The organism is Ancylobacter sp., assembly GCF_965249975.1.
In the GTDB taxonomy this organism is placed as follows: Bacteria; Pseudomonadota; Alphaproteobacteria; order Rhizobiales; family Xanthobacteraceae; genus Ancylobacter.
The window spans coordinates 299,171-322,076 of sequence record NZ_CBDFNE010000020.1; the positions used below are offsets into that span (position 1 = coordinate 299,171).

The 22,906-nt window shown below is 65.1% G+C and carries 18 protein-coding genes and 1 tRNA gene; 11 read left to right on the forward strand and 8 right to left on the reverse strand.

All coding sequences use genetic code 11. The features are described from left to right. Positions 1–27 precede the first annotated feature (27 nt). Positions 28–342, reverse strand: a complete 315-nt coding sequence (gene groES / locus ACP2AH_RS19380; RefSeq protein WP_244376186.1) for a co-chaperone GroES — start codon at positions 340–342, stop codon at positions 28–30. A 301-nt stretch (positions 343–643) separates the two neighbouring features. Here groES and ACP2AH_RS19385 point away from each other — a divergent pair, with 301 nt between their 5' ends. The 3 genes from ACP2AH_RS19385 (at position 644) to ACP2AH_RS19395 (ending at position 3,153) form a co-directional block, all read left to right on the forward strand. Then, complete coding sequence (locus ACP2AH_RS19385) at positions 644–979, forward strand: usg protein (RefSeq protein ID WP_425107306.1); 336 nt, start codon at positions 644–646, stop codon at positions 977–979. Positions 980–1,101: 122 nt separating this feature from the next. Continuing rightward, entirely contained in the window at positions 1,102–1,704 is a 603-nt protein-coding gene (locus ACP2AH_RS19390; protein ID WP_244376190.1) for an exopolysaccharide biosynthesis protein, read from the forward strand. 108 nt (positions 1,705–1,812) lie between these two features. After that, positions 1,813–3,153 (forward strand): DUF2235 domain-containing protein, encoded by a 1,341-nt coding sequence (locus tag ACP2AH_RS19395; RefSeq protein WP_425107307.1) that lies wholly within the window; start codon positions 1,813–1,815, stop codon positions 3,151–3,153. An 18-nt stretch (positions 3,154–3,171) separates the two neighbouring features. Here the strand turns inward: ACP2AH_RS19395 and ACP2AH_RS19400 are convergent, their stop codons facing one another. From ACP2AH_RS19400 to ACP2AH_RS19425, 6 genes are all read right to left on the reverse strand, one after another. Beyond that, on the reverse strand, positions 3,172–3,918 hold the full coding sequence (locus ACP2AH_RS19400; protein ID WP_425107308.1) for an SDR family oxidoreductase: 747 nt from the start codon (positions 3,916–3,918) through the stop codon (positions 3,172–3,174). 268 nt (positions 3,919–4,186) lie between these two features. Continuing rightward, positions 4,187–4,927 carry a peptidase gene (locus tag ACP2AH_RS19405; protein WP_425107309.1) on the reverse strand — a complete coding sequence of 247 codons (741 nt, stop codon included), beginning with the start codon at positions 4,925–4,927 and terminating at the stop codon, positions 4,187–4,189. A 129-nt stretch (positions 4,928–5,056) separates the two neighbouring features. Beyond that, a complete protein-coding gene (locus ACP2AH_RS19410) occupies positions 5,057–5,893 on the reverse strand; it encodes a transglutaminase family protein (protein WP_425107310.1) in 837 nt (278 codons plus the stop codon). Positions 5,894–5,906: 13 nt separating this feature from the next. After that, positions 5,907–6,851 carry an alpha-E domain-containing protein gene (locus ACP2AH_RS19415; protein WP_244376200.1) on the reverse strand — a complete coding sequence of 315 codons (945 nt, stop codon included), beginning with the start codon at positions 6,849–6,851 and terminating at the stop codon, positions 5,907–5,909. A gap of 12 nt (positions 6,852–6,863) precedes the next feature. Continuing rightward, positions 6,864–7,487, reverse strand: a complete 624-nt coding sequence (locus tag ACP2AH_RS19420) for a LysE family translocator (protein ID WP_244376202.1) — start codon at positions 7,485–7,487, stop codon at positions 6,864–6,866. A 130-nt stretch (positions 7,488–7,617) separates the two neighbouring features. Then, positions 7,618–9,039 carry a circularly permuted type 2 ATP-grasp protein gene (locus ACP2AH_RS19425; protein WP_425107311.1) on the reverse strand — a complete coding sequence of 474 codons (1,422 nt, stop codon included), beginning with the start codon at positions 9,037–9,039 and terminating at the stop codon, positions 7,618–7,620. 214 nt (positions 9,040–9,253) lie between these two features. Between ACP2AH_RS19425 and ACP2AH_RS19430 the strand changes: the two genes are divergently transcribed. From ACP2AH_RS19430 to ACP2AH_RS19460, 7 genes are all read left to right on the forward strand, one after another. Continuing rightward, positions 9,254–10,000: a competence/damage-inducible protein A gene (locus ACP2AH_RS19430; RefSeq protein ID WP_425107312.1), complete on the forward strand. Its 747-nt coding sequence runs from the start codon at positions 9,254–9,256 to the stop codon at positions 9,998–10,000. Between the two features lie 136 nt (positions 10,001–10,136). Continuing rightward, the gene (gene gpt, locus ACP2AH_RS19435) at positions 10,137–10,643 is read left to right on the forward strand and encodes a xanthine phosphoribosyltransferase (protein WP_307018344.1); all 507 of its coding nucleotides are present in this window, start codon (positions 10,137–10,139) and stop codon (positions 10,641–10,643) included. Between the two features lie 9 nt (positions 10,644–10,652). Next, positions 10,653–11,054 (forward strand): hypothetical protein, encoded by a 402-nt coding sequence (locus tag ACP2AH_RS19440; RefSeq protein WP_425107313.1) that lies wholly within the window; start codon positions 10,653–10,655, stop codon positions 11,052–11,054. Between the two features lie 114 nt (positions 11,055–11,168). After that, a complete protein-coding gene (locus tag ACP2AH_RS19445; protein WP_425107314.1) occupies positions 11,169–11,579 on the forward strand; it encodes a DoxX family protein in 411 nt (136 codons plus the stop codon). Positions 11,580–11,633: 54 nt separating this feature from the next. Beyond that, positions 11,634–13,328 (forward strand): formate--tetrahydrofolate ligase, encoded by a 1,695-nt coding sequence (locus ACP2AH_RS19450; protein ID WP_425107315.1) that lies wholly within the window; start codon positions 11,634–11,636, stop codon positions 13,326–13,328. 42 nt (positions 13,329–13,370) lie between these two features. Continuing rightward, positions 13,371–13,456: transfer RNA gene (locus ACP2AH_RS19455), tRNA-Leu, on the forward strand. A gap of 207 nt (positions 13,457–13,663) precedes the next feature. Beyond that, entirely contained in the window at positions 13,664–14,461 is a 798-nt protein-coding gene (locus ACP2AH_RS19460) for a GNAT family N-acetyltransferase (RefSeq protein ID WP_425107316.1), read from the forward strand. Positions 14,462–14,634: 173 nt separating this feature from the next. On the opposite strand, the gene ACP2AH_RS19465 is transcribed toward ACP2AH_RS19460, so the two are convergent. Further along, positions 14,635–18,111, reverse strand: a complete 3,477-nt coding sequence (locus ACP2AH_RS19465) for an indolepyruvate ferredoxin oxidoreductase family protein (RefSeq protein ID WP_425107317.1) — start codon at positions 18,109–18,111, stop codon at positions 14,635–14,637. A gap of 893 nt (positions 18,112–19,004) precedes the next feature. Here ACP2AH_RS19465 and ACP2AH_RS19470 point away from each other — a divergent pair. Further along, the gene (locus tag ACP2AH_RS19470; protein WP_425107318.1) at positions 19,005–22,895 is read left to right on the forward strand and encodes a hypothetical protein; all 3,891 of its coding nucleotides are present in this window, start codon (positions 19,005–19,007) and stop codon (positions 22,893–22,895) included. Positions 22,896–22,906 lie beyond the last annotated feature (11 nt).

The window sequence follows — 22,906 nt, forward strand, 5'->3', positions numbered from 1 at the left end:
CGTTGCGAGCAGCGGGAAGAGGCTGGCTCAGGCGGCCTTCTTGGAGGCGGCGACGCCTTCGAGCACGCCAAGGATGTCGGACTCCTTCATGATGAGGTAGTCGACGCCGTCGATCTTGACCTCGGTGCCCGACCACTTGCCGAACAGCACGCGGTCGCCCGCCTTCACATCGAGGGGGACCAGCTTGCCGGCCTCGTCGCGGGCCCCGGGGCCGGCAGCGACGACTTCGCCCTGCGAGGGCTTTTCCTTGGCCGTATCGGGAATGATGATGCCGCCCGCGGTCTTCTCTTCCGCTTCGATACGCTTGACCACCACGCGGTCATGCAGGGGACGGAACTTCATCGGCTCTCTCCAATCGTGAACGATCGTTTGATCCTGCCACCGCGCCCGCCAGCCCGGACGGCATGGGGTATCGCGCGGTGCCGTGCGACATCTAGGCGCCAGGGCAAGGGGGCGCAAGGTGCGGGCGGCAAAAAATTGGCAGTCTCGGGAAGAGAGTGCCAACGCGAGCCGGCAGGCGCTGTCAGCACTCCGTCGTATATGCTGCTAGTGCTTTGATTTTGAACGTTTATTGCTATTTTTAACCTTGCCGCGCCGTCGTGCCGGCGGCACACTTCCCTCTCGTCACGAAAGGAGGTTCCGCATGACCGATCATGAAGGTTCGTCGCGTGGTGTTGTCTCGACCAAGGCGGCGGAGGGGGCAGGGGGGCGCGTCTCGGCGGATTTCCGCCGTCAGCTGGAAGGCTACGGCCTCACCACCGCTCATATCCTCTACCGCATGCCCGACCATCCCGGCATTCTACAGAGCTTTCTCTGGCAGCATTACGACCTCTGCCCGCATTTCCCCGAGCTGAAGCGCTTCCTGGATTTCTGGGCGCGCGAGCTGGAAGGGCCGCTGCATTCCGTGCGGGTGGCGCATGCGCGGCTCATCGGGCCGGCGGAGCTGCGGCGGGTGGACAGCGAGTTCCGGCTGAACTGAGGCTGGACGCTTGCCTTTCTTTTGAGCGTGCCTGCCCTCTTCTTGCCGCGCGCGACGTGCTATGAGCGCGGAAGAGGGGGCCGGTCCGGCGCCCGAGGAAAGTCAGGCAGCTGGTCACGCTGGTGGATCATCGTTCTCCCCGCACGTCGGAATTGCTCTCGGCGATCGTCACCGCCCATTCGGCGGAGCGCATCGGCGTGGGCGAGATCGTGCACGCGCTGCGCAACCGCGCCTTCGGCCTGTCCATCCTGCTGCTCGGCCTGCCGAACTGCCTGCCCATGCCGCCCGGCCTGCCGGTGCTGTGCGGCATTCTGCTCTGCCTTGTCGGCGGGCAGATGCTGCTGGGGCGCGACGAGCTGTGGCTGCCGCGCTGGCTCGCCAACCGCACCATTTCCCGCGCGCTGCTGGAGAAGATCGTCAATGGCTCGCTGAAGCTGATCCGCCGCTTCGAGAGCTATTCGCGCCCGCGCCTGCCCTATTTCTCCTCGCCCTCGGCGCGCTTCGTGCTCGGCGGGCTTGTGGTGGTGCTCGGCCTGCTTCTGCTGCTGCCGATCCCGATCTTCGGCAACCTGCCGCCCGGCATCGCCGTGGTGATTCTCGGCCTCGGCCTCGTCGAGCGCGACGGCGTCTTCATTCTCGCCGGCGTGGTGGCGACGCTGGTCAGCTTCGGCGTGATGGGCCTGCTCAGCTGGCTGCTGTTCCAGGGCGCGCTGGCGGTGTTCTGAGCTTCTGCGCGTTGCGCGCGCAGAGTGACGTACCTGGTTGCATTGTACCGTGCACAACTTAAGATGGCCCTATGTCCTGACCGCACGTCGATGTGGAGGAGATGGGGAATGTCAACCGAGCCTGCCAGCCAAGCGAAACCGGCCCCGGCGACGACCCGCCGGCGGCTCATCCTCTGCCTCGACGGCACCTGGAACACGGCCGATAGCGAGGAGATCACCAATATCGTCCGGTTGCGGGACATGCTGCAGCCGGGAGTGACCGAAGGGGTCGAGCAGCGCATCTATTATGACGAGGGCGTCGGCACGCTTGGCGGGCTCGATAAATATGTCGGCGGCGGTATGGGGCGGGGGCTCGATGTCAATGTCCGCCAAGCCTATCGCTTTCTCGCCCAGTTCTACGAGCGCGGCGACGAAATCTATATCTTCGGCTTTTCGCGCGGTGCCTTCACCGCGCGCAGCCTCGCCGGCTATATCGGCGCTGCCGGTCTTCTGCTGCGGGACAACTGCACGCGTGAGAATGAGGAGGCGACCTGGCTGCATTACCGCACCGACACCAAGGATCGCTATCCCAAAGACGGTCTTCGGCTTGCTGAGCTTTGCCACCGCGAACTCCGCATCCGGGTGCTCGGTGTTTTCGACACGGTGGGGGCGCTGGGCATCCCGCTTGACGCTGCCGACTGGCTTACGGGCCGTCGCCGCCAGTACCAGTTTCACGATACGACACTGTCGTCGATCATCGATCATTCCCTGCATGCGCTGGCGATCGACGAGATGCGGCGCTTCTTCCCGCCCTCGCTCTGGCAGGTGCCGCAGCACGCCAACTACACCACCGTCGAACAGGTCTGGTTTCCCGGCGTCCATTCCGACATCGGCGGCGGCTATGGCGAGGGCGGCGTCGGCGCGGTGACGCTGGACTGGATGCTCACCCGTATCGACCAGCTCAATGCCAATGCCGGGCAGGCCTCGCTCACCTTTCGGCCCGGCCACCGGACGGCCCCGTCGGGCTCTGCGCCGGTGGCGATCCATGAATCCCGCCATGGCTTGCGGTCGATGCGCAGCAATTGGAAGCCGTCGCTCCGGGTGATCGCCCAGCAGCGACCGCCGGACACCGGCTACACCCTGGCCGCACTGCCTCCGCATGCCAAGCCGTTGGGGGAATATGTGCATCTGTCGGCGCTGGAGAGGCTGACAGTGGGCAAAAATGCCAAGGGGAAGGCCTATCGGCCGCGCAATTTGGCCTTCGCGCTCGAACAGTTCTTCGCGCCGGCGCATGTGGCGCTGGATCATCCCACGGTGGATCTCGGCTTCATGGGCGGGCACGGCCCGCTCGACTGGCTGAACGACCCGGCCGCCTTCGCCACGCTGCAGAGCGCGTTGCCGCCGGATCATCGCCCTGCTCTGGCGACGGCACGGGCGAACTGGGCACCCCCGCCGCCACCGCCACCGTAGAGCGCGCCCTAGCGCGCCTCAGCCGCGCCCGACAAAGGGAGCGCTGCTGGCCATGATGGTCATGGTAAGGATATTGGCGTCGAGCGGCAGGCTGGCCATATGCGCCACGGCGCGGCCGGCATGGATGGGGTCGAAGGTCGGCTCGACCATGATCTGGCCATTGGGCTGCAGGATGCCGGTCTTCATTTTCACCGCCATGTCGGTGTCGGCATTGCCGATGTCGATCTGGCCGCAGGCGATGTTGTGGGCGCGCCCTTCCAGCGCCACCTGCTTGGTCAGGCCGGTCACCGCGTGCTTGGTGGCGGTATAGGGGCCGGTCAGCGGGCGCGGGGCGTGGGCCGAGATCGAGCCATTATTGATGATGCGCCCGCCCTTGGGCTCCTGCGCCTTCATCAGCCGCATGGCGTGCTGGATGCACAGGAACACGCCGGTGAGGTTCACATTCACCACGTGCTGCCAGTCGGAAAGCGGCACGTCCTCGATCGGCGTGGCGGGCGACCAGCCGCCGGCATTGTTGAACAGCACGTCGAGCCGGCCGAAGCGCGCCGCCACCGCCTCGAACAGCGCCGCCACCGAGGCCGGGTCGGAGACATCGGCGGTGATGGGGTGGCCCCGGCCCTCCATAAGCTCCGCCACCGCCTCCAGCGGCGCGGCGCGGCGGCCGGCGAGCACCACGGTGAAGCCGGCCTCACTGAGGGCGAGCGCGGCGGCCTTGCCGATGCCGGTGCCGGCGCCGGTGACGAGGGCGATGCGAGTGGCGTTCATGGTGTCCTCCCCATTGTTGGCCGGCGCGAAGCGAGTTTAGGAACCCTATAGCAATTCCGGCGTTGTCAAGGCGAACCGCACATCTTGCAAACCGGAGGTCGACATCATGCCGATTCTTTTGTGGCTTATTGGTATTCCGATTCCGATCATTCTGCTGATCTGGCTGCTCACCTGACGGTGAGCCGTCATTGCCCGCTGAAATGGGCAATGAAGTGTGAAATGGGCGGCCGTCTACTGTGATGGGCCGCCCTTTTTCTATGGCGGCCGGCTACCGACCGTAAGGCGGGCGGGGAATCGACGTATGGGCCGCCCGCAGCGCCGCCGACCAGCGCTCGCGCAGATCGTGGAAATAGGGCTCGCCCGGCTCGATGCGGTAGTTCAGCTCGGCCTGCGCGCCATCGCGCCGCGCTACCAGAATGTCGATCGGCATGCCGACGCCGAGATTCGAGCGCATGGTCGAATCCATGGAGATCAGGCCGGATTTCAGCGCGTCGTAGAGGTCGGTCTCATAGGTGATGGAGCGGTCCAGCACCGGCTTGCCATATTTGTGCTCGCCGATCTGCAGGAAGGGCGTGTCACTGGTGCATTCGATGAAATTGCCGGCGGCGTAGATCATGAACAGCCGCATCCGCCCGCCATTCACCTGCCCGCCGAACAGGAAGGACACGTCGAAGCGCAGATCCGCTTCCTTCAGCGCCGCGCCGTAGAGGTCATAGACATGGCGCACCGCCCGGCCGACCAGTTGCGTCGCGCGGAACATGCTGGTGCAGGTGGAAAGCGTTTCCTTCGCCCCCGTTTCCGGGTTCTCCAGCCCCTCCTGCAGCGTGCTGATCACCGCCTGCGAGATCGAGAGATTGCCGGCGGTCGACAGCGCCAGCACATGCCGCCCGGGCTCCTCGAACACGTGGAGCTTGCGGAAGGTCGAGACATTGTCGAGGCCGGCATTGGTCCTCGTATCGGCGATCATGACGAGGCCGTCACGCACCAGAATGCCGCAACAATAGGTCATGAAAGGCACTTCCCCCATCCGCGCCGGCGCTGAAACGGCGCTGCCCCGCGCCCTTATACCGGGCCGCTTTCCCGCCGGGCAACCTCGGCGGCGATGTTCCCATGGTCCTTTGAGCGAACTTAGCCCAGCCTAGCCCTGAACCTGCCGGCTGGATTGGTCCACTTTGAGGGCGACGGTGAGATGCTCGTCGCCGCCGCCATAGCGGTTGCCGCGCACGGGCGCGGCACCGAGATAATCGAGCCCCACCGCGAGACGCACATAGGCGTCGGTCGGGCACTGGCTCAGCACCGGGTCGAAACCGACCCAGCCGAGCCCTTCCACATAGGCTTCCGACCAGGCGTGCCCGGCCTGATGGCCGGCGCGCTGCTCGGCCACGGCGCCGTCACCGACGAGATAGCCGGTGACATAGCGCGCCGGCACGCCGATATGGCGGGCGCAGGCGGTGAAGACATGGGCGAAATCCTGGCACACGCCGCGCTTCTGCTTGAAGGCGGTGGCAGCCGTGGTGGAGGCATGGGTCGGGTCGGCGTCGAACTCCATCGCCGCTGATATCGCCTCCATCAGCGCGTGCAGCCGGGCGATGCGGTCGCCCTCGCCCTTGCCGGCGCTCTCGGCGAAGGCGGCGAGGTCGGTGTCGGGCAGAGTGAGGTCGGTGCTGCGCAGGAACAGCGAGGGCGGAAAGCGCTCGCTGATGCCGCGGATGACGCCGGCCGTGTCCTGCGTCTCGACCTCGCCCTCCACCAGCACGCGCAGCTCGTTGATCGGGCCGTCGAGCGCGAAAGTGTGAGTGAGGTTGCCGAAGGCGTCCTGATGGGCGCGCAGCTGGCAGCCTTCGGACACGTCGATGCGCCAGGCGACGACATATTGGCCGTCATGGTTGCGCGGCGTCAGGCGCAGGGTCTGGATCGCGCCATTTGCCGGCGGATCGTAGGAATAGGTGGTCGCGTGGTTGACATGGATACGCATGACGCAGGCCGGATCAGAGCAGGTACTGCTCGTTGACGAGGGAGCCGAGGCGGTTGTTCTCGGTCACGAAGCTGTCGATGTATTCGTGCAGTCCGGTCTGGAAGATGTCCTCCATGCGGCTGTTGCCGAGCCGTGTCAGGGTCGAGCGTGCCAGCCGCTGCGAGCTGCCCTGCCGCCCGTAGTAATTGGCGATATCGTCGAGATAGCGCGTGATGTTCTGGTAGCAACTGGTGAGCGAGCGCGGCATCTGCGCGTTGAGGATCAACAGATCCGCCACCAGCCAGGGCTTGACGCTCTCGCGATACACCCAGTGGAACGAGGTCAGCGCCGACACCGAGCGCAGGATCGAGGCCCACTGGAAATAGTCGAGCGGGCCGCCAATGTGCTCGGAATCCGGCAGCAGCACGTGATATTTCACGTCGAGAATGCGGGCGGTGTTGTCCGCGCGCTCGACATACATCCCCACCCGCGAGAACCAGAACGCATCGTTGCGCAGCATGGTGCGGTAGGCGGCGCCGTCGAAGCGCAGCGAGGTTTCCTTGACGAAGGACATGAAGCGCGCCAGCTCCTCGCGCGTCATGTTCTTGGTGGAATAGCGCTTCAGCTCCAGCCAGGAGGAGTTGATGGTCTCCCACATCTCCATGGTCAGCGCGGTACGCACCGAGCGCGCATTGGTGCGGGCGATCTCGAAGCAGTTGCGGATCGAGGACGGGTTTTCCGGCGCGAAGGCGAGGAAGTTGATGACGTTCTGTTCCGTCACCTCGTCGCCATGCACCGCCTTGTATTGCTCGGCGCAGCCGGCGGTGAGCAAGGCGGAGCGCCACTCATTGGTGGAGCCGCCATAGGCCGCCGGCAGCTGGGCGAGGCGCTGGGTCACGTCGAGGATGCGGGCGAGGCAGTCCGCCCGCTCCATGTAGCGGGCCAGCCAGTAGAGATTGTCGGCAGTACGAGAAAGCATGGGACCCGCGTTCTATTTGGCGTTGCGCCAGGCGAGCGTGGCGACGCCCGCCGCGATCAGCAGCGAACCGCCGACCCGGTTGAAAAGGGCGACCAGGCGCGTGTTCTGAACCGCGCCGCGCAGGCGGCCGGCGAGCAGCGCATAGCCGAAGGCATTGGCGGCAGCGAGGGTGAGGAAGGTTGCCTCGAAGATCGCCAGCTGGGTCAGGAAATCCCGGCCCGGATCGAGGAATTGCGGCAGGAACGCCACGAAGAAGGTGATGCTCTTGGGGTTCAGCGCCGTGACCACCCAGGCATGCGCCATCATGCCGAAGGCGGAGCCTGCCGGGCGCGCCTCACCGAAGCTCGCCGTGCCGCCGGCCCGCCAGAGCTTGATGCCGAGCCAGATGAGATAGAAGGCGCCGATCCATTTCAGCACGGTGAACAGCGTCGCCGAAGTGGCGAGCAGCGCGCCGAGGCCGAGCATGGACAGCGTCATGGCGGTGAAGTCGCCCAGCGCCACGCCGAGCGCGACGGGGAAGGCGACCTTCCGCCCTTGGCCGAGAGCATAGGAGACGACAAGCAGGATGGTCGGTCCGGGTATCACCAGCAGGACCGCCGAGGCGGCGACGAAGGCCAGCCATGTTTCAATCGGCATTTGTTACACGCTCCCACCCAGCGTCATCCCGGCCGCAGCGCAGCGAAGAGCCGGGATCGCTCACCTAAGTCCACGGACGATCCCGGATCGGCCTTCGGCCGTCCGGGATGACGGTCAGATCGCAGCCCGCTCAGCTCTCCTCCAAAACCCAGGTGTCCTTGGTCCCGCCGCCCTGGCTGGAATTGACCACCAGCGAGCCCGCCTCCAGCGCCACGCGGGTGAGACCGCCCGGAACGATGCGCACCCTGTCGGCGCCGGTCAGCACGAAGGGGCGCAGGTCGACATGGCGCGGCGCGATGCCTTCCTCGACGAAGGTCGGGCAGGTCGACAGAGCCAGCGTCGGCTGGGCGATGAAATTGGTCGGGTCCTGCTTCAGCTTGGCGCGGAACAGCTCGATCTGCGCCTTGTCGGCGCGCGGGCCGATGAGCATGCCGTAGCCGCCGGAGCCGTGGACTTCCTTCACCACCAGCTCGCTCAGATGATCGAGCACATATTTCAGATGGTCCGCCTCGCGGCAGCGCCAGGTCGGCACGTTCTTCAGCAGCGGCTCCTCGCCGAGATAGAAGCGGATGATGTCCGGCATGTAGCTGTAGACCGCCTTGTCATCGGCGACGCCGGTGCCGACGGCATTGGTCAGCGTGACATTGCCGGCATTATAGGCGCTCATCAGCCCCGGCACGCCGAGCGCACTGTCGGGCCGGAAGGCGAGGGGGTCGAGGAAGTCGTCGTCCAGCCGGCGGTAGATCACGTCGACCCGGCGCGGGCCTTCGGTGGTGCGCATATAGACAACGTCGTTGCGCACGAAGAGGTCGCGGCCCTCCACCAGTTCCACGCCCAGCTTGTCGGCGAGGAAGGAGTGCTCGTAATAGGCGGAATTGTAGATGCCGGGGGTCAGCACCACCACGGCCGGGTCGCTGCTGGAACTCGCCGGCGCCAGCGATTTCAGCGTCGCCAGCAATTCGTCGGTGTAGTTCTCCACCGGCGCCACGCGGTTGTCCGCGAACAGCTCCGGGAACAGCCGCATCATGATCTCGCGGTTCTCCAGCATGTAGGAGACGCCGGAGGGGGTGCGGGCATTGTCTTCCAGCACGTAGAAGGTTTCCGCGTCCACCCGCACCACATCGATGCCGGCGATGTGGACATAGAGATCGTGCGGCACCTTCTGGCCGTTCATCTCCGGGCGGAAGGCCGGGTTCTGGTAGACGAGGTCCTCCGGCACCACGCCGGCTTTCAGGATCTCGCGGCGGGAATAGATGTCCTTGAGATAGAGGTTCAGCGCCTTCACGCGCTGCTCCAGCCCGCGCGACAGCCGGCGCCATTCGGTGCCGGTCAGGATGCGCGGGATGATGTCGAAGGGGATCAGCCGTTCCTGCGCATCGCTGTCGCCATAGACGGCGAAGGTGATGCCGATGCGGCGGAATATGAACTCCGCCTCCTTGCGGCGCATGTCCAGCACATCGGGCGGGACATCGCTCAACCAGCGCGAGAGGGCGGTGTAGGCGGCCCGGATCGAACCGTCCGCGTTGGTCATTTCGTCGAAGGCCACGCTCATTGGTGCAAATGTACTCCCCAACTTCGCCAAGTTAGCTACAAAGCTCGTGCCAGCGGAAGGGGAGGCGGGCGCCTCTCGGCGATAATTGCGAGTTTGCGCACCAATTGCCCAATCGGAAGGCAGTGTGCCGCCGGTTGCGGCGAAAACTGCGGTGAATTGCGGCGACGGGCGGCAGATGGCAGCTTCGGCGGCGTCGGTGAGGGAGGGGAATCGGATGACGGCTTCGGCAGAGCAGGTGACGGCGGCGGTTCTCGTCATTGGCGACGAGATCCTTTCGGGCCGCACCAAGGACCGCAACATCGGCTACATCGCCGAATATCTCACCGCCGTCGGCGTCGATGTGCGCGAGGTGCGGGTGGTGCCGGATGTCGAGGAGGAGATCGTCGGCGCCGTGAACGCGCTGCGCGCGCGGTACAGCTATGTGTTCACCACCGGCGGCATCGGCCCGACGCATGACGACATCACCGCCGACAGCGTCGCCAAGGCGTTCGGCGTCGGCATCGATATCGATCCGCGTGCCCGCGCCATGCTGCTGGAATATATCAAGCCGGAAGACCTCAACGAGGCCCGGCTGCGCATGGCGCGCATCCCGCACGGCGCCGAGCTGGTGGAGAACCCGGTCTCCAAGGCGCCCGGCTTCTGGATCGGCAATGTCATCGTCATGGCGGGCGTGCCCACCATCATGCAGGCCATGCTCGACCAGGTAGCGCCGAAGCTGAAGACCGGGGTGCGCATGCTCTCGCAAACGGTGCGGGCCGATGCGCGCGAGGGCGATGTCGGCGGGCCGCTGGGCGAGATCGCCAAGGCCAACCCCGAGGTGAGCATCGGCAGCTATCCTTTCATGGGCGAGGATGGCCGCCCGAACACCAATCTCGTGCTGCGCAGCCGCGATGCGGCGAAGCTGGCGGCGGCGGTGGCGCAGGTGGAGGCCATGGTCGCGGCGCTGCCGCGCCGGGCGTGAACCTTCCGGTCCGATTTTCCCGTGCGAAGGCTGGAATTTCCACCCTCCGGCACTGGAGAAGGGGCGGCACTGCCGCTAATGATCGCCGCAGACGCCTGTTGAGCCTTATCGAACCGAGCTGCCGGGGCCTTTCCTGATGACCGACGACCGCCAGAACAAGGCCTTTCCGGTGTCCTGGGATCAGTTCCACCGCGACGCGCGTGCGCTCGCCTGGCGGCTGGCCGGCGCGGGGCCGTTCGAGGGCATTGTCTGCATCACCCGTGGCGGGCTGGTGCCGGCGGCGATCGTGGCGCGCGAGCTTGGCGTGCGGCTGATCGAGACCGTGTGCATCGCCAGCTATCACGACTACACCAAGCAGGGTGAGATGCAGGTGCTGAAGCCGATCGCCGATGTGGTGACGGCGGCGGCGGGCGAGGGCGGCCGGGGGCTGCTGGTGATCGACGATCTCGTCGATACCGGCAAGACGGCGCGGGTGGTGCGCGAGATGTTGCCCTCAGCGCATTTCGCCACCGTCTACGCCAAGCCGCTGGGGCGCCCGCTGATCGACACCTTCATCACCGAGGTGAGCCAGGATACGTGGATCTATTTCCCGTGGGATATGGGGCTGAGCTTCCAGCCGCCGATCCGCGACGGGGTGGCGTGAGGACAAGACATGGCCGACAGCTACGACGAGCCCGAGAACGACACCGATGAAGGCTATGATGCCGCCTTCGACCAGCACCGCGCGGCGCTGTACGACATGCTGATGGAATATGCCGACGAGCACGATCTGAGCGATAGCTTCATGGCGGTGCTGGCCTCGGATATCGGCCTGTCGCTGCGCATGGTCGCCTATGCTTCCGAGACCGAGAAGCCCTCGGTCGGCGGGCTGCGTCTCGATCTCGACCGCTATGCCCGCGAGCTGGGCGACAGCGTGCGCGACGCCAAGAAATACGCCGCCGAATTCATCGCCGAAGCCAAGGCCGCGCAGGAAGCGGAAGAGGCAGAGGACGACGAGGCGGAAGGCGAGGAGGACGGCGAGGGCGCGGACGACAAGGCGGGCCGCCCGTCCTGAAGGCTTGCCGGTCGGCGGGGCGCGCGCGTGCGCCTCGCCTTTCGGCTTCCCTTCCCGGCTTCCCTTGCGCTATGCCGGGGTGCGGCAAAATGTGCCGCTTAAGGGTCCCTACCGATGACACCCACGCTCATCTCCGGCATCCTGCTTTCGCCGCTCACGGCCTTCGTCGCGCGTCTCCTGCTTGTCTTCATGTTCCTCGGCAGCGCCATCAGCAAAGTCACCGATTTCGCCGGCGCCGAGGCCGAGATGGCCCATTTCGGGCTCAACCCACCGTGGCTGTTCGCGGTGGGCACCATCCTCACCCAGCTCATCGGCGGCGTGCTGATCCTGCTCAACCGGGCCACCTGGCTCGGGGCCGGCGCGCTCGGCATCTTCACCCTGCTCACCATCCCCATCGCGCACCATTTCTGGCGCATGGAAGGGCCGATGGCGCAGTTCGAATTCTATGTCGCGGTCGAGCATCTCTCGGTGCTCGGCGGCATGCTGTTGGTCGCCATTCTGGCCGAGCGCATGCGCGCGGCCTGACGGCGAAAGGCGACCGGCGACACGTGGCCGGCGCAAAGTGTAACGGGAGCCTTCATGAATACCGCGGCGCGCACCATCGACCCCACCAGCGACGCGGCGATCGCCGCCTCCGTGACGCCGCGACCCATCGAGGAGATCGGCGCCCGGCTCGGCGTGCCGGCCGCCGATCTCTACCGCTACGGCCATGACAAGGCGAAGATCGCGCTCGGCTTCGCCCGCGCCGCCGAGGCGAAGGCCGACGGCAAGCTGATCCTCGTCACCGCCATCAACCCGACCCCGGCGGGGGAGGGCAAGACCACGACCACGATCGGCCTCGGCGACGCGCTGGCCCGTGCCGGCAAGAACGTCGCCATCGCCCTGCGCGAGCCGAGCCTTGGCCCGGTCTTCGGTTCCAAGGGCGGCGCCACCGGCGGTGGCCATGCGCAGATCGTGCCGATGCAGGACATCAACCTGCATTTCACCGGCGATTTCCACGCCATCAGCGCCGCGCACAACCTGCTCGCCGCGGCCATCGACAACCACATCTACTGGGGCAACGCGCTCGACATCGACACCCGCCGCATCAACTGGCGGCGCGTGGTCGACCTGAACGACCGCGCCCTGCGCAGCGTCGTCGTCGGTCTCGGCGGGCCGGGCAACGGCTTCTCGCGCGAGGACGGCTTCGACATCACCGTCGCCAGCGAGGTGATGGCGATCTTCTGCCTCGCCCGCTCGCTGGAAGACCTGGAAGAGCGGCTTGGCCGCATGGTGGTGGCGCAGAACCGCGCCCGCCAGCCGATCACCGCCGGCCAGCTCAAGGTGACCGGGGCGATGACCGCGCTGCTGCGCGACGCCTTCCAGCCCAACCTTGTGCAGACGCTGGAAGCGACGCCGGCCGTGGTGCATGGCGGCCCCTTCGCCAATATCGCCCATGGCTGCAATTCGGTGATGGCGACGCGCACCGCGCTCGGCCTTGCCGATTATGTGGTGACGGAAGCCGGCTTCGGCGCCGATCTCGGCGCGGAGAAGTTCCTGGACATCAAGTGCCGGCAGGCGGGGCTCGCGCCCTCCGTCGTCGTCATCGTCGCCACGGTGCGGGCGCTGAAGATGCATGGCGGCGTGGCGCAGAAGGACCTCGGGCCGGAGAATGTCGCAGCGGTTGCCGCCGGCACCTCCAATCTCGTGCGGCATATCGAGAACATGAAGGCGTTCGGCCTGCCGGCGGTGGTGGCGATCAACCGCTTCACCAGCGACACGCCGGCCGAGATCGACGCCATCAAGGCCGCCTGCGCGGCGGTGGGTGCCAGGGTGCATCTGTGCTCGCACTGGGCCGAAGGCTCGGCCGGGGCTCTGGGGCTCGCCGAGGAGGTGGCGGCGCTCGCCGAGGCCCCCTCCGCCTTCCGCCCGCTCTATGACAGCGCCCTGCCGCTGGTGCAGAAGATCGAGACCATCGCCACCCGCATCTACCGCGCCGGTTCGGTGGCGATTGAGCCCGCCGCGCTGCGCAAGCTTGCCGAGTTCGAGGCGCAGGGCTATGGCGATCTGCCGATCTGCATGGCCAAGACGCAGTACAGCTTCTCCGCCGATCCGGCCAAGCGCGGCGCGCCGGAAGGCTTCGTGCTGCCGGTGCGCGACGTGCGGCTCTCGGCCGGCGCCGGCTTCGTGGTGGCGCTGTGCGGCGACGTGATGACCATGCCCGGCCTGCCCTCGCGCCCGGCGGCGGAAGACATCTTTGTCGACGAGACCGGCTTCATCGGCGGGGTGTTCTGAGGACCCCTCCGAAGGCGGCGGATCGCCACCGCTGAACGCCTTGCGGGCGTGGCGAAACAGGTAGACGCAACGGACTTAAAATCCGTTTCTCTCTGAGAGTGCCGGTTCGAGCCCGGCCGCCCGCACCAGTGTTCGTTGATGCTTCGCAGCGGCACTCCGCTCGGCAAAGGCACAAACGCCCAGCATGGACGGGTCCGACGCCAGGCGGCTGACGTCGTTTGAGTAGGAGAATGCGCGGCTGGAGAAGCCGATGAGGGAGAGGGCGGCGTTCCCCGAGAACGAGAAGGACAATATAAGGCACCCATTACCCGTGGGATCTCCCATGAGGAGCGGACATGCAACAGCCTGTAATGGAACGGACATCGGGGCCGGGGTTGGAGTTGGTCCACCATCTCAACCCCTGGGACTGCGCGACCTTCCAGGGCAACACGGCATCGATCGCATCGGTCAGCATGACCGGGACGGAGGGGGCGGCCGACACCTTCTCTGCCTTTCGCGACTGGTGCCTGGAAAACCGGGTGCTGCTGGTGAATTGCCGGCTGAGACACGACCAACTGGCCGAATGCGCCGTGCTCCAGGGATTTGGGTTCCGCTTCATCGAACTGAGCTACCGGCCAGCCATCACAGATCTCGCACGGTTCCTCCCCGATCCGGAACTTACCGTTTCGCCCGCATCGGAGGCTGATCGCCCCATCGTCAGCGCCATTGTGGCCGGGTCCTTCCAGACCGGCAGGCTGCATGCGGACCCCGAGGTGGGACCCGAGCTGGGGACCCGCCGCTACGTCATTTGGGCGGATCGCGCGTTCGTCTCGCCCGGAGAGTCCGTGCTGGCGTGCCGGCTGGACGGAAAGACCATCAGTTTCATGACCGTGACGGAGCGGGGCCCGACGCGGCGTCAATGGAATCTGACAGCGCTGCCGCCGGAGCTGCAAGGACGTGGATTGGCAAAGCGGATCTGGAAGGCCGTCCTGCACTACCAACATCTGGAGGGGGTAGAGGAGGTGACGACGTCCGTTTCCTCCCTCAACGCCAAATCGTTCAACCTGCTGGCGTCCATCGGCTTTCGTTTCCCGGCCCCGGAAATCAATCTGCACTGGTGCCCGCTTGGCCCCTTGAACCGCGATGGTCGGTGACCTGAGCCCCCTTTTTGACCTGAGACCCTTTTCTCCTCCGGTTGAGGAGAGACGCCGAGGGTTGATGACGTGGCCCCACAGGCATCGCACGGGCGGCGTGACGGAGATCGGAACCGGGCTCAACCGAGCCGCCACTCTGTCCGCCAAAGGCGGACCGCCTCAGAGAAGGAGGCTCAGCTCATTTGCAATTGCTCCATCAGCGCGCGCTGTCGGCTGCGCGCCTTTTCAATACTCGCAGCCTTCACGTGACCATAACCACGGATCTGCATCGGCAAATTGGCGAGCTGCAGCGCGATGTCGTGTGTCGACATGTTGAGCGTCTTGAGCGCCATGTTCATGCACTGCTCGTACTCCACAATGAGCGCACGTTCCTGACGACGTTCCTTCGTGTAGCCGAAAGGGTCAAACCGTGTCCCGCGCAAGCCTTTTAACTGCGCTAGAACGCGGAAGAGGTGTTGCGCGGCGTGTCCATACGTCCGTTTTCGCGGGACGCCACCGTCCAGTAGCGAGACTATCGGCGGTGCGAGATGGAAGCGCAGCTTGAAATCGCCCTCGAACGTCTCAGACAGAGCTTGGTGAAATTCTTTGCCCGTGAGCAGGCGTGCCACCTCGTACTCGTCCTTGTAGGCCATCAGCTTGAACAGGTTATGCGCGACCGCCAACGCTATTGCGTCCTTGCCGGTGGCGGTGGATTCGGCTTGCCGGACCTGCTCAACAAAATTCACGTAGCGTGTGGCGTAGGCTGTGTTCTGGTACTCGACGAGGAAGTCTCGGCGGAGGGTGAGAACGTCATCCAGGCGCGTCTGCTTAGTCGGCTTCGCGAATTTTGCCGGCAAGGACGTGCGCGTATCGTCGGTCAAGCTCGACGCTGCATGGCGTCCCCACTGGAATGCGCGTTGGTTGGCAGCAACGGCGACACCGTTTAGCTCAATGGCGCGCATGATCGACGCTTCAGTAAGCGGTAGGAATCCGCGCTGGAACGCATAACCGACCATGAGCAGGTTCATATAGAGGGCGTCTCCCAGGTGATGCTGTGCAAGACCACCTGCATCGACAAAGTGGAGCTTAGCCCCGGCCGTCGCCCCCAGAAGACGGCGCAATTGTTCTGAGGGAAATTTCCAGTCCATTTGGCGGATCGCATATCCGGGAGGAGTCTCCTCCGTGCTGAGTACGATCTGTGTGTGGTCAGGTTTGATCGTGTCCACCGCCTCGCGCGCGCCCGCGGCGAGGATGTCGTAGGCAAGCACCAGGTCGGCCTGGCCTGTCGGGATGCGCTGAGAGTGCAGGGACTCGTCCCGCTGCGCTAATCGCACATGCGACATCACCGCACCATTCTTCTGGGACATGCCCGTGATGTCCAAGACCGAGGCTGCCTTGCTTTCCAAATGCGCGGCCAAGCCGAGGATGTTGCCGACCGTTATGACGCCCGTGCCGCCGATACCGCAGATGAGGATGTTAAACGGCCGATCGGGCATCGCCGGCAGAGGCGGTGGGGGCGGCAGTACAGGAGCGCTCTCGGTGTGATGAGCCGCGCCGCGCAGGCGCCCCCCTTCTATCGTGACGAAGCTGGGGCAGAAGCCTTGCGCACACGATCTGTCTTGGTTGCACGAACCCTGATGAATGGCTCGCTTATATCCAAACTCCGTTTCCACAGGCTGGATAGACGAGCAACTCGATTGCGTTGCGCAGTCGCCGCAGCCTTCGCAAACCAGTGTGTTGATAAAGAGATGTCGTTCGGGAACCGTTGTCGCCTGCTTCTTCTTGCGGCGACGCTTCTCAGCCGCACACACCTGCTCGTAAATCAGCACGCTGGTGCCTCGCACCTCGCGTAATTCACGCTGCACGGCGTCGAGCTTTTCGCGCGGGTGAATGGTAATGCCCGCCGGCAACCTGCTTTCGCCGACATGACGCGACGTATCTTCCGATACAAGCGCAATGCGCGTGACGCCTTCCGACATCAGCTGACGCGCGAGATCCGGAACGGTCAACGTGCCGTCCACCGGCTGGCCCCCCGTCATGGCCACGGCGTCGTTATAGAGCAGCTTGTAAGTGATGTTCACTTTGGCGGCAATTGCCGCGCGAATGGCAAGGATGCCGGAGTGGAAATACGTGCCGTCGCCAAGATTGGCGAACATATGCGTCAAATGCGAAAACGGCGCTTGTCCAATCCACGTAACGCCTTCACCGCCCATCTGTGTGAAGGTCTTATTTTGATCTGGAAATATCTCGGTCGCCATGATGTGACAGCCAATGCCGCCAAGTGCAAGACTTCCTTCGGGCACCTTGGTGGACGTGCTGTGTGGGCAACCCGAGCAGTAGTAGGCGGAGCGCGCGGGCGCGGTCACCGCGAGGTCGAGAAAGGCCTGGCGCTCGCGAAACGACGCTGCCATCTCGACGAAGCGGCTGTGCGGGTAGAATTGTGCCAACCGGTCCGCAATACCGAGGGCGATCTGGGCGACGGAGAGGTCCGTTTTGGCCGAGAACACACCCTTGACCGTCGAACCCACGCACTCGCCCGCCGCGTCAGACTTGCCGACGATACGTGGCCGCGCGCCATTCGGCTGGTCGTACAGGATCTGCCGCAGCTGAGATTCCACGACCGGACGCTTCTCTTCAATGACGAGAATCTCGTCCAGTCCCGAGGCGAAATCACGGATGCCTTCCGGCTCCAGCGGCCAAGGCATCGCCACCTTGTAGATGCGTAGAGCGGCCATCTCGCCCGAGTCCGCACCGATGTCGAGCAGGGATAATGCCTCGACCACATCGCGGTAGCTCTTTCCGGATGCGACTATGCCCAAGTGTGCGTGGGGCGTGTCGTGTGTGATGCGGTTGAGACGATTGACGCGCGCATAAGCAAGCACGGCCGGCAGTTTGTGATCCAACAGCAGCGCTTCTTGCTTTCGCGCGGTCACACCGACCGGCTCGGACGACAGCCGACTGTTGAGGCCACCCGCAGGCATTTTAGGGCTCTCAGGCCGCGTGATCTGCAGCGCGAACGGATCAGCATCTACGCTGGTCGATGATCCGGCCGTATCAGCCACTGCCTTGAGGGCGACAGGGCACCCCGAGTACCGGGACATGGCCCAGCCGTGCAGGCCAAGATCAAGAAACTCCTGCGCATCCGCCGGGTACAGCACCGGGATCATGGACGCGTGGAACAGATGGTCGCTCTGGTGCGGCAATGAGGACGAATCGGCGCCATGATCGTCACCAGCCACCAGAAGCACGCCGCCGCGCGCACTGGTGCCGTAGTAGTTCATGTGCTTGAGCACGTCCGCCGAGCGGTCCACGCCGGGACCTTTGGCATACCAAAGGGCGAACACGCCGTCGTATGTGGAGTCGCCGAGCAGGTGCACCTGCTGTGTGCCCCACACGGCGGTGGCCGCGAGTTCCTCGTTCAGGCCGGGCTGGAAACGGATGTCGTGCGCTGCCAGCGCATCCGTCGCCTTCCAAAGTGCCTGGTCCAACCCGCTAAGAGGGGAGCCGCGATAGCCTGAAACGAAGCCGGCCGTGTTAAGCCCGGCTGCGCGATCACGAATCTGCTGCACCACCAATAGCCGAACGAGCGCATCGATCCCGCTGAGGAAAACGCGCCCGCTTGTCACCGTATATTTGTCCGCGACATGGCCCGCTGGTGACATGGATTGCATGAGAGTCTCGCAAAGCTTGATCGAGTCGACGCGGCAAAAGAGAAACCTGCCCCATCACTGGGTGACCGGCATGCCGTTTGCGCAAAGCGTTTCTGCTAATGTCGCATCATCGCCGGATCAGGCAGGCGCTCCACGAAAGCCCTGCACCAAAACGGATTGGAACGACCCTTCCGCTGCGGTACCGGGCGTGGGTGTTTATGGACCGACGGGCGCGCGGTGTATCGGCCTTCCCTCAATTGCAAAGTGCGCGTCCTGCCTGCCATCGCTACCCTGCCTGATGACCGAAATTCCGGGTGAAATCCGGGAGAAGCTAAGGAAGAGAGTCGGCAATAGCAAAGGTTGTGAGCGATACCAACGATTTTGAAATTTTTGGGTTTTCGCCCGGCCGCCCACCATTGACCGGGGGCTGGCATCCGGGCCGCAAGCGCCCTTCCGTCCAAAGGGTGCATCGCTGTGGCGCGCGGTATCCCGGTCGGGTCGGCCGCCCTTCGCGACAGAAACTGGTAAAAGTGTACAAACGATAGTTGCAACCAAAGATCGCACTTGACAGTCGGCGCTCGTCCGCCGAACCTGATGTCGGATGCAACGTGGGGTAGATATCTTCGTTCTATACACGTATTCCAGCCTTTCCTCGCCTGTTTGAAGATGGCTGCGCGATTCCGCCCTCCGGCCGCCGCCGGAAGGCGGGTCAGCGGAGGAGTGTGTCTGAACCGCCGCGATCCCGGTCGGGTCTGCGGTCCATCCCGGAAAGGCGAAAGGCCGGTCCGGGATGATACCGGCGCGCCAGTTTCCTGAGCGGTTGTTTAGCGGCACCCGCCCTTTTCTCAAAAGGTCGAGTGTCGGCGGAAGATTATCTCTGAATTTACGTCACAGCGGGTTTGGGGGCCGTCATCATGAAGACGTTTCACGTCGATCTCAGCGATCTCGATATTTCCGGGGATCTTCAACTTGCCATTGGCGCGCGGCATTTCGACATTCGCGAGCATGACGACCGGACGTTGAACGCTGCCGTCGATTCAAACCGCCTGTTCGCTTATTCCGACACCGCCCGGTCGAAATTCACCCATTACATCCGGCTTCCCCCGGAGGACATCGCGCCGCGCGGCGTGACCCTTGTGCGGCTGGTAATGCCCGAGCGCCCGGAGGTTCATCTCCGGCAGATGGTGCGCATGACCCACCACATTCCCGAGGAAGCGCTGCGGGAATTCTTCCGGATGCAGATCGCCTATTACAGGCGCCCTTCCATCGAGCATGCTGCCTTCGGCGTGCGCGGGTCGTTCGTGCGGCCCAGCAGTTTTTCGGCGATCCTCGACGGGCTCGGCGTCAAGGAATTGCCGAAGAACACGGAGGAGGCGGTGCGCCTCCTCGTCGCCAGCAATGCGGTGCTCAACCTCACCTCCACCGCCGGCAGCCTGGTCGGCCACCATCCCGATCTCGCCAGCGTTCAGCCCTATACCCAGTCCGTGCTGATGTACGACCACATATTGGGCGATCCGCGCACTGATCCCGACCAGTTCAATAACATCCAGATCCTCAGCGCCGCGATCGACGCTGCCGGTGCGGACTGGGCCCCTGTCGTCGCCTGCACCGACCATGAGGGCAATCCGCTCACGGCCGAATATGATCTCGACCCGGAGCAGGGCGGGTTCAGGGCCGGCCAGCCGCTCTACACCTACACGGTCGTGCCCGGCGTCGAGGATGCCATGGGTGCGCCCATCGCGCGCGCCAATCTCACCGCTGCCAACGACACAAGGCTGCAGGGAAAGACCTGGTCCCCGACTTCGGGGCAGACCGCGACGCGCCGCGACGGCGTCGACCCCGACCGTTCCGCCGCCCGGCGCGCTGCGGCGGCGGACACGGCCTCCTACAAATGGACGCTCGACCATACCGGCACCAGCTTCGGCGTGCGGGCCGATGCCGCGTCGATCAAGGTCAACGCGCAGGACCGCTTTTCGATCAACGCCGGCAACGTGTTCATGCGGACGCTCTATGTCGGCTATCGCCTGCTGGACGAGGCGGGGAAGCCGCTCAGCGGGGTCAGGAAGCTCTGGTCGATCTCCGCCACCAATGCCGTCCTCGGCATTCCCATGCCGACCGACCCGACCGCGCTCGAATTCGACCTGGAGGGCGCGGCGGCGGTGGAGCTGCTGTTCGGTAGCCTCGGAACATCCGATTGGGTCGAGGAGGTCTCGACCCCCGGCGCGCTGCTCACCGGCCTGTGGCAATACGGCATTCCCGGCATCTTCATGGTCGCGGGCAAGATCATCACCTCGACCCAGACCTTCAACGCCATCGTCAGCGACCGCGACCTCACCGCCGCGGCCATCGCCATCGGCATACCGGTGGTCGGCGGCGGGTCGGCCACGGCGGCGGCGCTCACCAATGTCAAGAAGGTGGTGTTCGCGCTGGCCAGCGCGGCGCTCGGCCTCATCCTGAAGAAGGGCCTGGAAAAGCTGGGCGCATGGGTGGTCAAGCAGGTCGCGGCCGGCGAGCTTTCCAGCGCCTTCGGCCCGGTGGGCCTCATTCTCAAGGCGGCGGCGGTGGCGGTCGGCTTCGTTGCCATTGCCGAGACCACCATCCAGGTGCTGTCCTCGCCCGCCACGGTGCGGATCAAGGCCAAGCGCGCCATCGACGTGACGCTGACCATGCATCCCGACCCCGCCCATGGTGAGGCCGGCAATCCCTCCACGGCGGTATGGCCGGCCGTGGGAACGCGCTACTACGCGCTGCTGCAGTACAAGGGCGGCACCAATTTCGAACTCAAGGGCCCCATGCCCGCCACCACCTCGGCCGCGCCGATAGCGCTGAGATTCGAGGACGTGCCGGCGGGGGGCGCGTTCAAGATCATCTTCGGCATCTATTCGAGCAATGGATGGCTGGCCGGGTCGTGGGAGAGCGGCAGCCTCAAGGCGGTGCCGAACGAGGGCACCACGCTGGTCCTGCCCGATGCCACCATCAAGGAGGCGCTGGTGCCGCTGTCGGCGGACACCCAGTATCGCTTCAAGGAGCAGATCGCCTTCGAAAACGGCGCCTATGTCTGGAAGGCCGGCGCCCCGCCGCAGACCACCCTTTCGGCGCTGGATTGCGGCACCGGCGGCACGCTGTGCCAGCCCGTGGCCATAACCGTCAACAACTCGGCGTTCCAGATCGGTTACATCTGGCGCGCATCCGGCATGTCGCTGCCGCCGGACCGGCTTTCGGCGCCGCCGAGCAACGCGCAGCTCTATGCGGTGCAAAACCTCTCCGTGCTGGAGAAACCATCGTCCCGGCTGAAATTCTCCAAGATCGGCTTCACCCAGTCGCCGCAGATCGCCTATGCGCCGGTCGTGGGCGACGGGCAGACTATCAACCAGCAGAATTTCATTCTCGATCCCCGCGACGGCGGCAACAATCTGCGGCAGGTGGTGCTCAATGACGGGTCGAACGATTTCGGCCTGACCGGCAGCGACCTGAAATCATGGGCGCGCTTCCCGATCAACCAGCTCGACGCGCTGGCGGTTCATCCCTCGAACATGGTCGTCGCGGCCTCGTTCCAGAAGCAGAAGATCCTGCTCGCGCCCCTGCCGGAGGTCCCGACCGAGGATGACAAGGCGCCGGAGGCTTTCTACGTCTCGGGCGAGGGCATTCGCGAGGGTCTGATCCGGGGGCCAAAGGCGATGGCGGTGGCGCCCGACGGCCGCCTGCTGCTGCTCGAATCCATCAACAAGCGCGTGCAGGCCTTCGACACCAAGGGCAACCCGGTGCCCTGCTTCACCTGGGCGGGCACGCTGTTCGAGCTGCCCACCGCCTCGATCGCCAAGGAACTGAATGCCGGCCGGATTCCCGAGGTCTTCGACACCGCGCTGGTCGCCGCCGGCCAGACCCTTCTCGGCATCATCGATGCCGATGTCGCGGCCGAACTCGACACCGGACACTACACGCCGGACGGCCCGCTGATCGCCGCCCTGTCGAACACTGGCATCACGCCGAGCTTCGATCCCGCGCAAATGGACAATCCCGAGGTCAGCGCCCAGCTCCACGTCCTCTGCGCCGGGCAGGCCTGGCGCATCGTCGATCCGCGCGGCCTTGTCTGGCAGTTGGAGGTGGTGGACGAGGCGATCAGCGTCTACGGCCTTCCGGGCCGGGCGCAGATCGAGGTGATCGATCCGGGCAAGGCGTGGGCGATCACGGCGCCCCTGCTCGGGCAGTCCTGGGACATTTCCCCGTCGAGTGCCGATCCGGGCCAGTCGCTGGTCAAGCGCTGCCTCTCCTTTTTCCCGCTCGCCCCCGCGCCCTCCGCCCCGACCTATCTCGATCTCGGCGTCGAGGCGCAGGGCCACATCTATGTGCTGAGCTATCACGGCGACGGCAGTCAGCCGCAAAACTACATGCTCGACATCTACGCCCCGGACGGAACGCACCTGTCACGCAGCCCCGATCCTTCGGTGATCCAGGACTTGCAATATCCGGTGATGGCGAAGATCGCGGTCGATGTCTGGCGCAACGTCTTTGGCCTGGGCTTCGGCACGCTGCGCGGCGCCGAAGGGCGCCCCGAGCCGCAGGTGAGCCACTGGATGCCCACCCCGCCGCTGTTCGATCTGGATATCGCGCTGCAGAAGGCGCTGAACGACCGCAACATCACGGTGGTCGCGGCGGCGTTCAAGGCCAAGGGCCGTCCGCTCACCGCGAAAGCCTCGATCGAGGTGATCGACCGCGAAGGCGCCTGGGCGATCAAGGACGGGCTGGTGGTCTACCACATCTATCGCACCGGCCAGACGATCCAGGTCTACACGGTTCCGGCTTGAGGAGTATCAGA

Excerpts from the sequence above, each read along its gene's own strand:
- ACP2AH_RS19470 (WP_425107318.1), top strand. The coding sequence starts at position 19,005 with ATGAAGACGTTTCACGTCGATCTCAGCGATCTCGATATTTCCGGGGAT.
- ACP2AH_RS19430 (WP_425107312.1), top strand. The coding sequence starts at position 9,254 with ATGACGGCTTCGGCAGAGCAGGTGACGGCGGCGGTTCTCGTCATTGGC.
- gpt (WP_307018344.1), top strand. The coding sequence starts at position 10,137 with ATGACCGACGACCGCCAGAACAAGGCCTTTCCGGTGTCCTGGGATCAG.
- ACP2AH_RS19460 (WP_425107316.1), top strand. The coding sequence starts at position 13,664 with ATGCAACAGCCTGTAATGGAACGGACATCGGGGCCGGGGTTGGAGTTG.
- ACP2AH_RS19395 (WP_425107307.1), top strand. The coding sequence starts at position 1,813 with ATGTCAACCGAGCCTGCCAGCCAAGCGAAACCGGCCCCGGCGACGACC.
- ACP2AH_RS19415 (WP_244376200.1), bottom strand. The coding sequence starts at position 6,851 with ATGCTTTCTCGTACTGCCGACAATCTCTACTGGCTGGCCCGCTACATG.
- ACP2AH_RS19410 (WP_425107310.1), bottom strand. The coding sequence starts at position 5,893 with ATGCGTATCCATGTCAACCACGCGACCACCTATTCCTACGATCCGCCG.
- ACP2AH_RS19405 (WP_425107309.1), bottom strand. The coding sequence starts at position 4,927 with ATGACCTATTGTTGCGGCATTCTGGTGCGTGACGGCCTCGTCATGATC.
- ACP2AH_RS19450 (WP_425107315.1), top strand. The coding sequence starts at position 11,634 with ATGAATACCGCGGCGCGCACCATCGACCCCACCAGCGACGCGGCGATC.
- ACP2AH_RS19420 (WP_244376202.1), bottom strand. The coding sequence starts at position 7,487 with ATGCCGATTGAAACATGGCTGGCCTTCGTCGCCGCCTCGGCGGTCCTG.
- ACP2AH_RS19440 (WP_425107313.1), top strand. The coding sequence starts at position 10,653 with ATGGCCGACAGCTACGACGAGCCCGAGAACGACACCGATGAAGGCTAT.
- ACP2AH_RS19465 (WP_425107317.1), bottom strand. The coding sequence starts at position 18,111 with ATGCAATCCATGTCACCAGCGGGCCATGTCGCGGACAAATATACGGTG.
- ACP2AH_RS19400 (WP_425107308.1), bottom strand. The coding sequence starts at position 3,918 with ATGAACGCCACTCGCATCGCCCTCGTCACCGGCGCCGGCACCGGCATC.
- ACP2AH_RS19385 (WP_425107306.1), top strand. The coding sequence starts at position 644 with ATGACCGATCATGAAGGTTCGTCGCGTGGTGTTGTCTCGACCAAGGCG.
- groES (WP_244376186.1), bottom strand. The coding sequence starts at position 342 with ATGAAGTTCCGTCCCCTGCATGACCGCGTGGTGGTCAAGCGTATCGAA.
- ACP2AH_RS19425 (WP_425107311.1), bottom strand. The coding sequence starts at position 9,039 with ATGAGCGTGGCCTTCGACGAAATGACCAACGCGGACGGTTCGATCCGG.
- ACP2AH_RS19445 (WP_425107314.1), top strand. The coding sequence starts at position 11,169 with ATGACACCCACGCTCATCTCCGGCATCCTGCTTTCGCCGCTCACGGCC.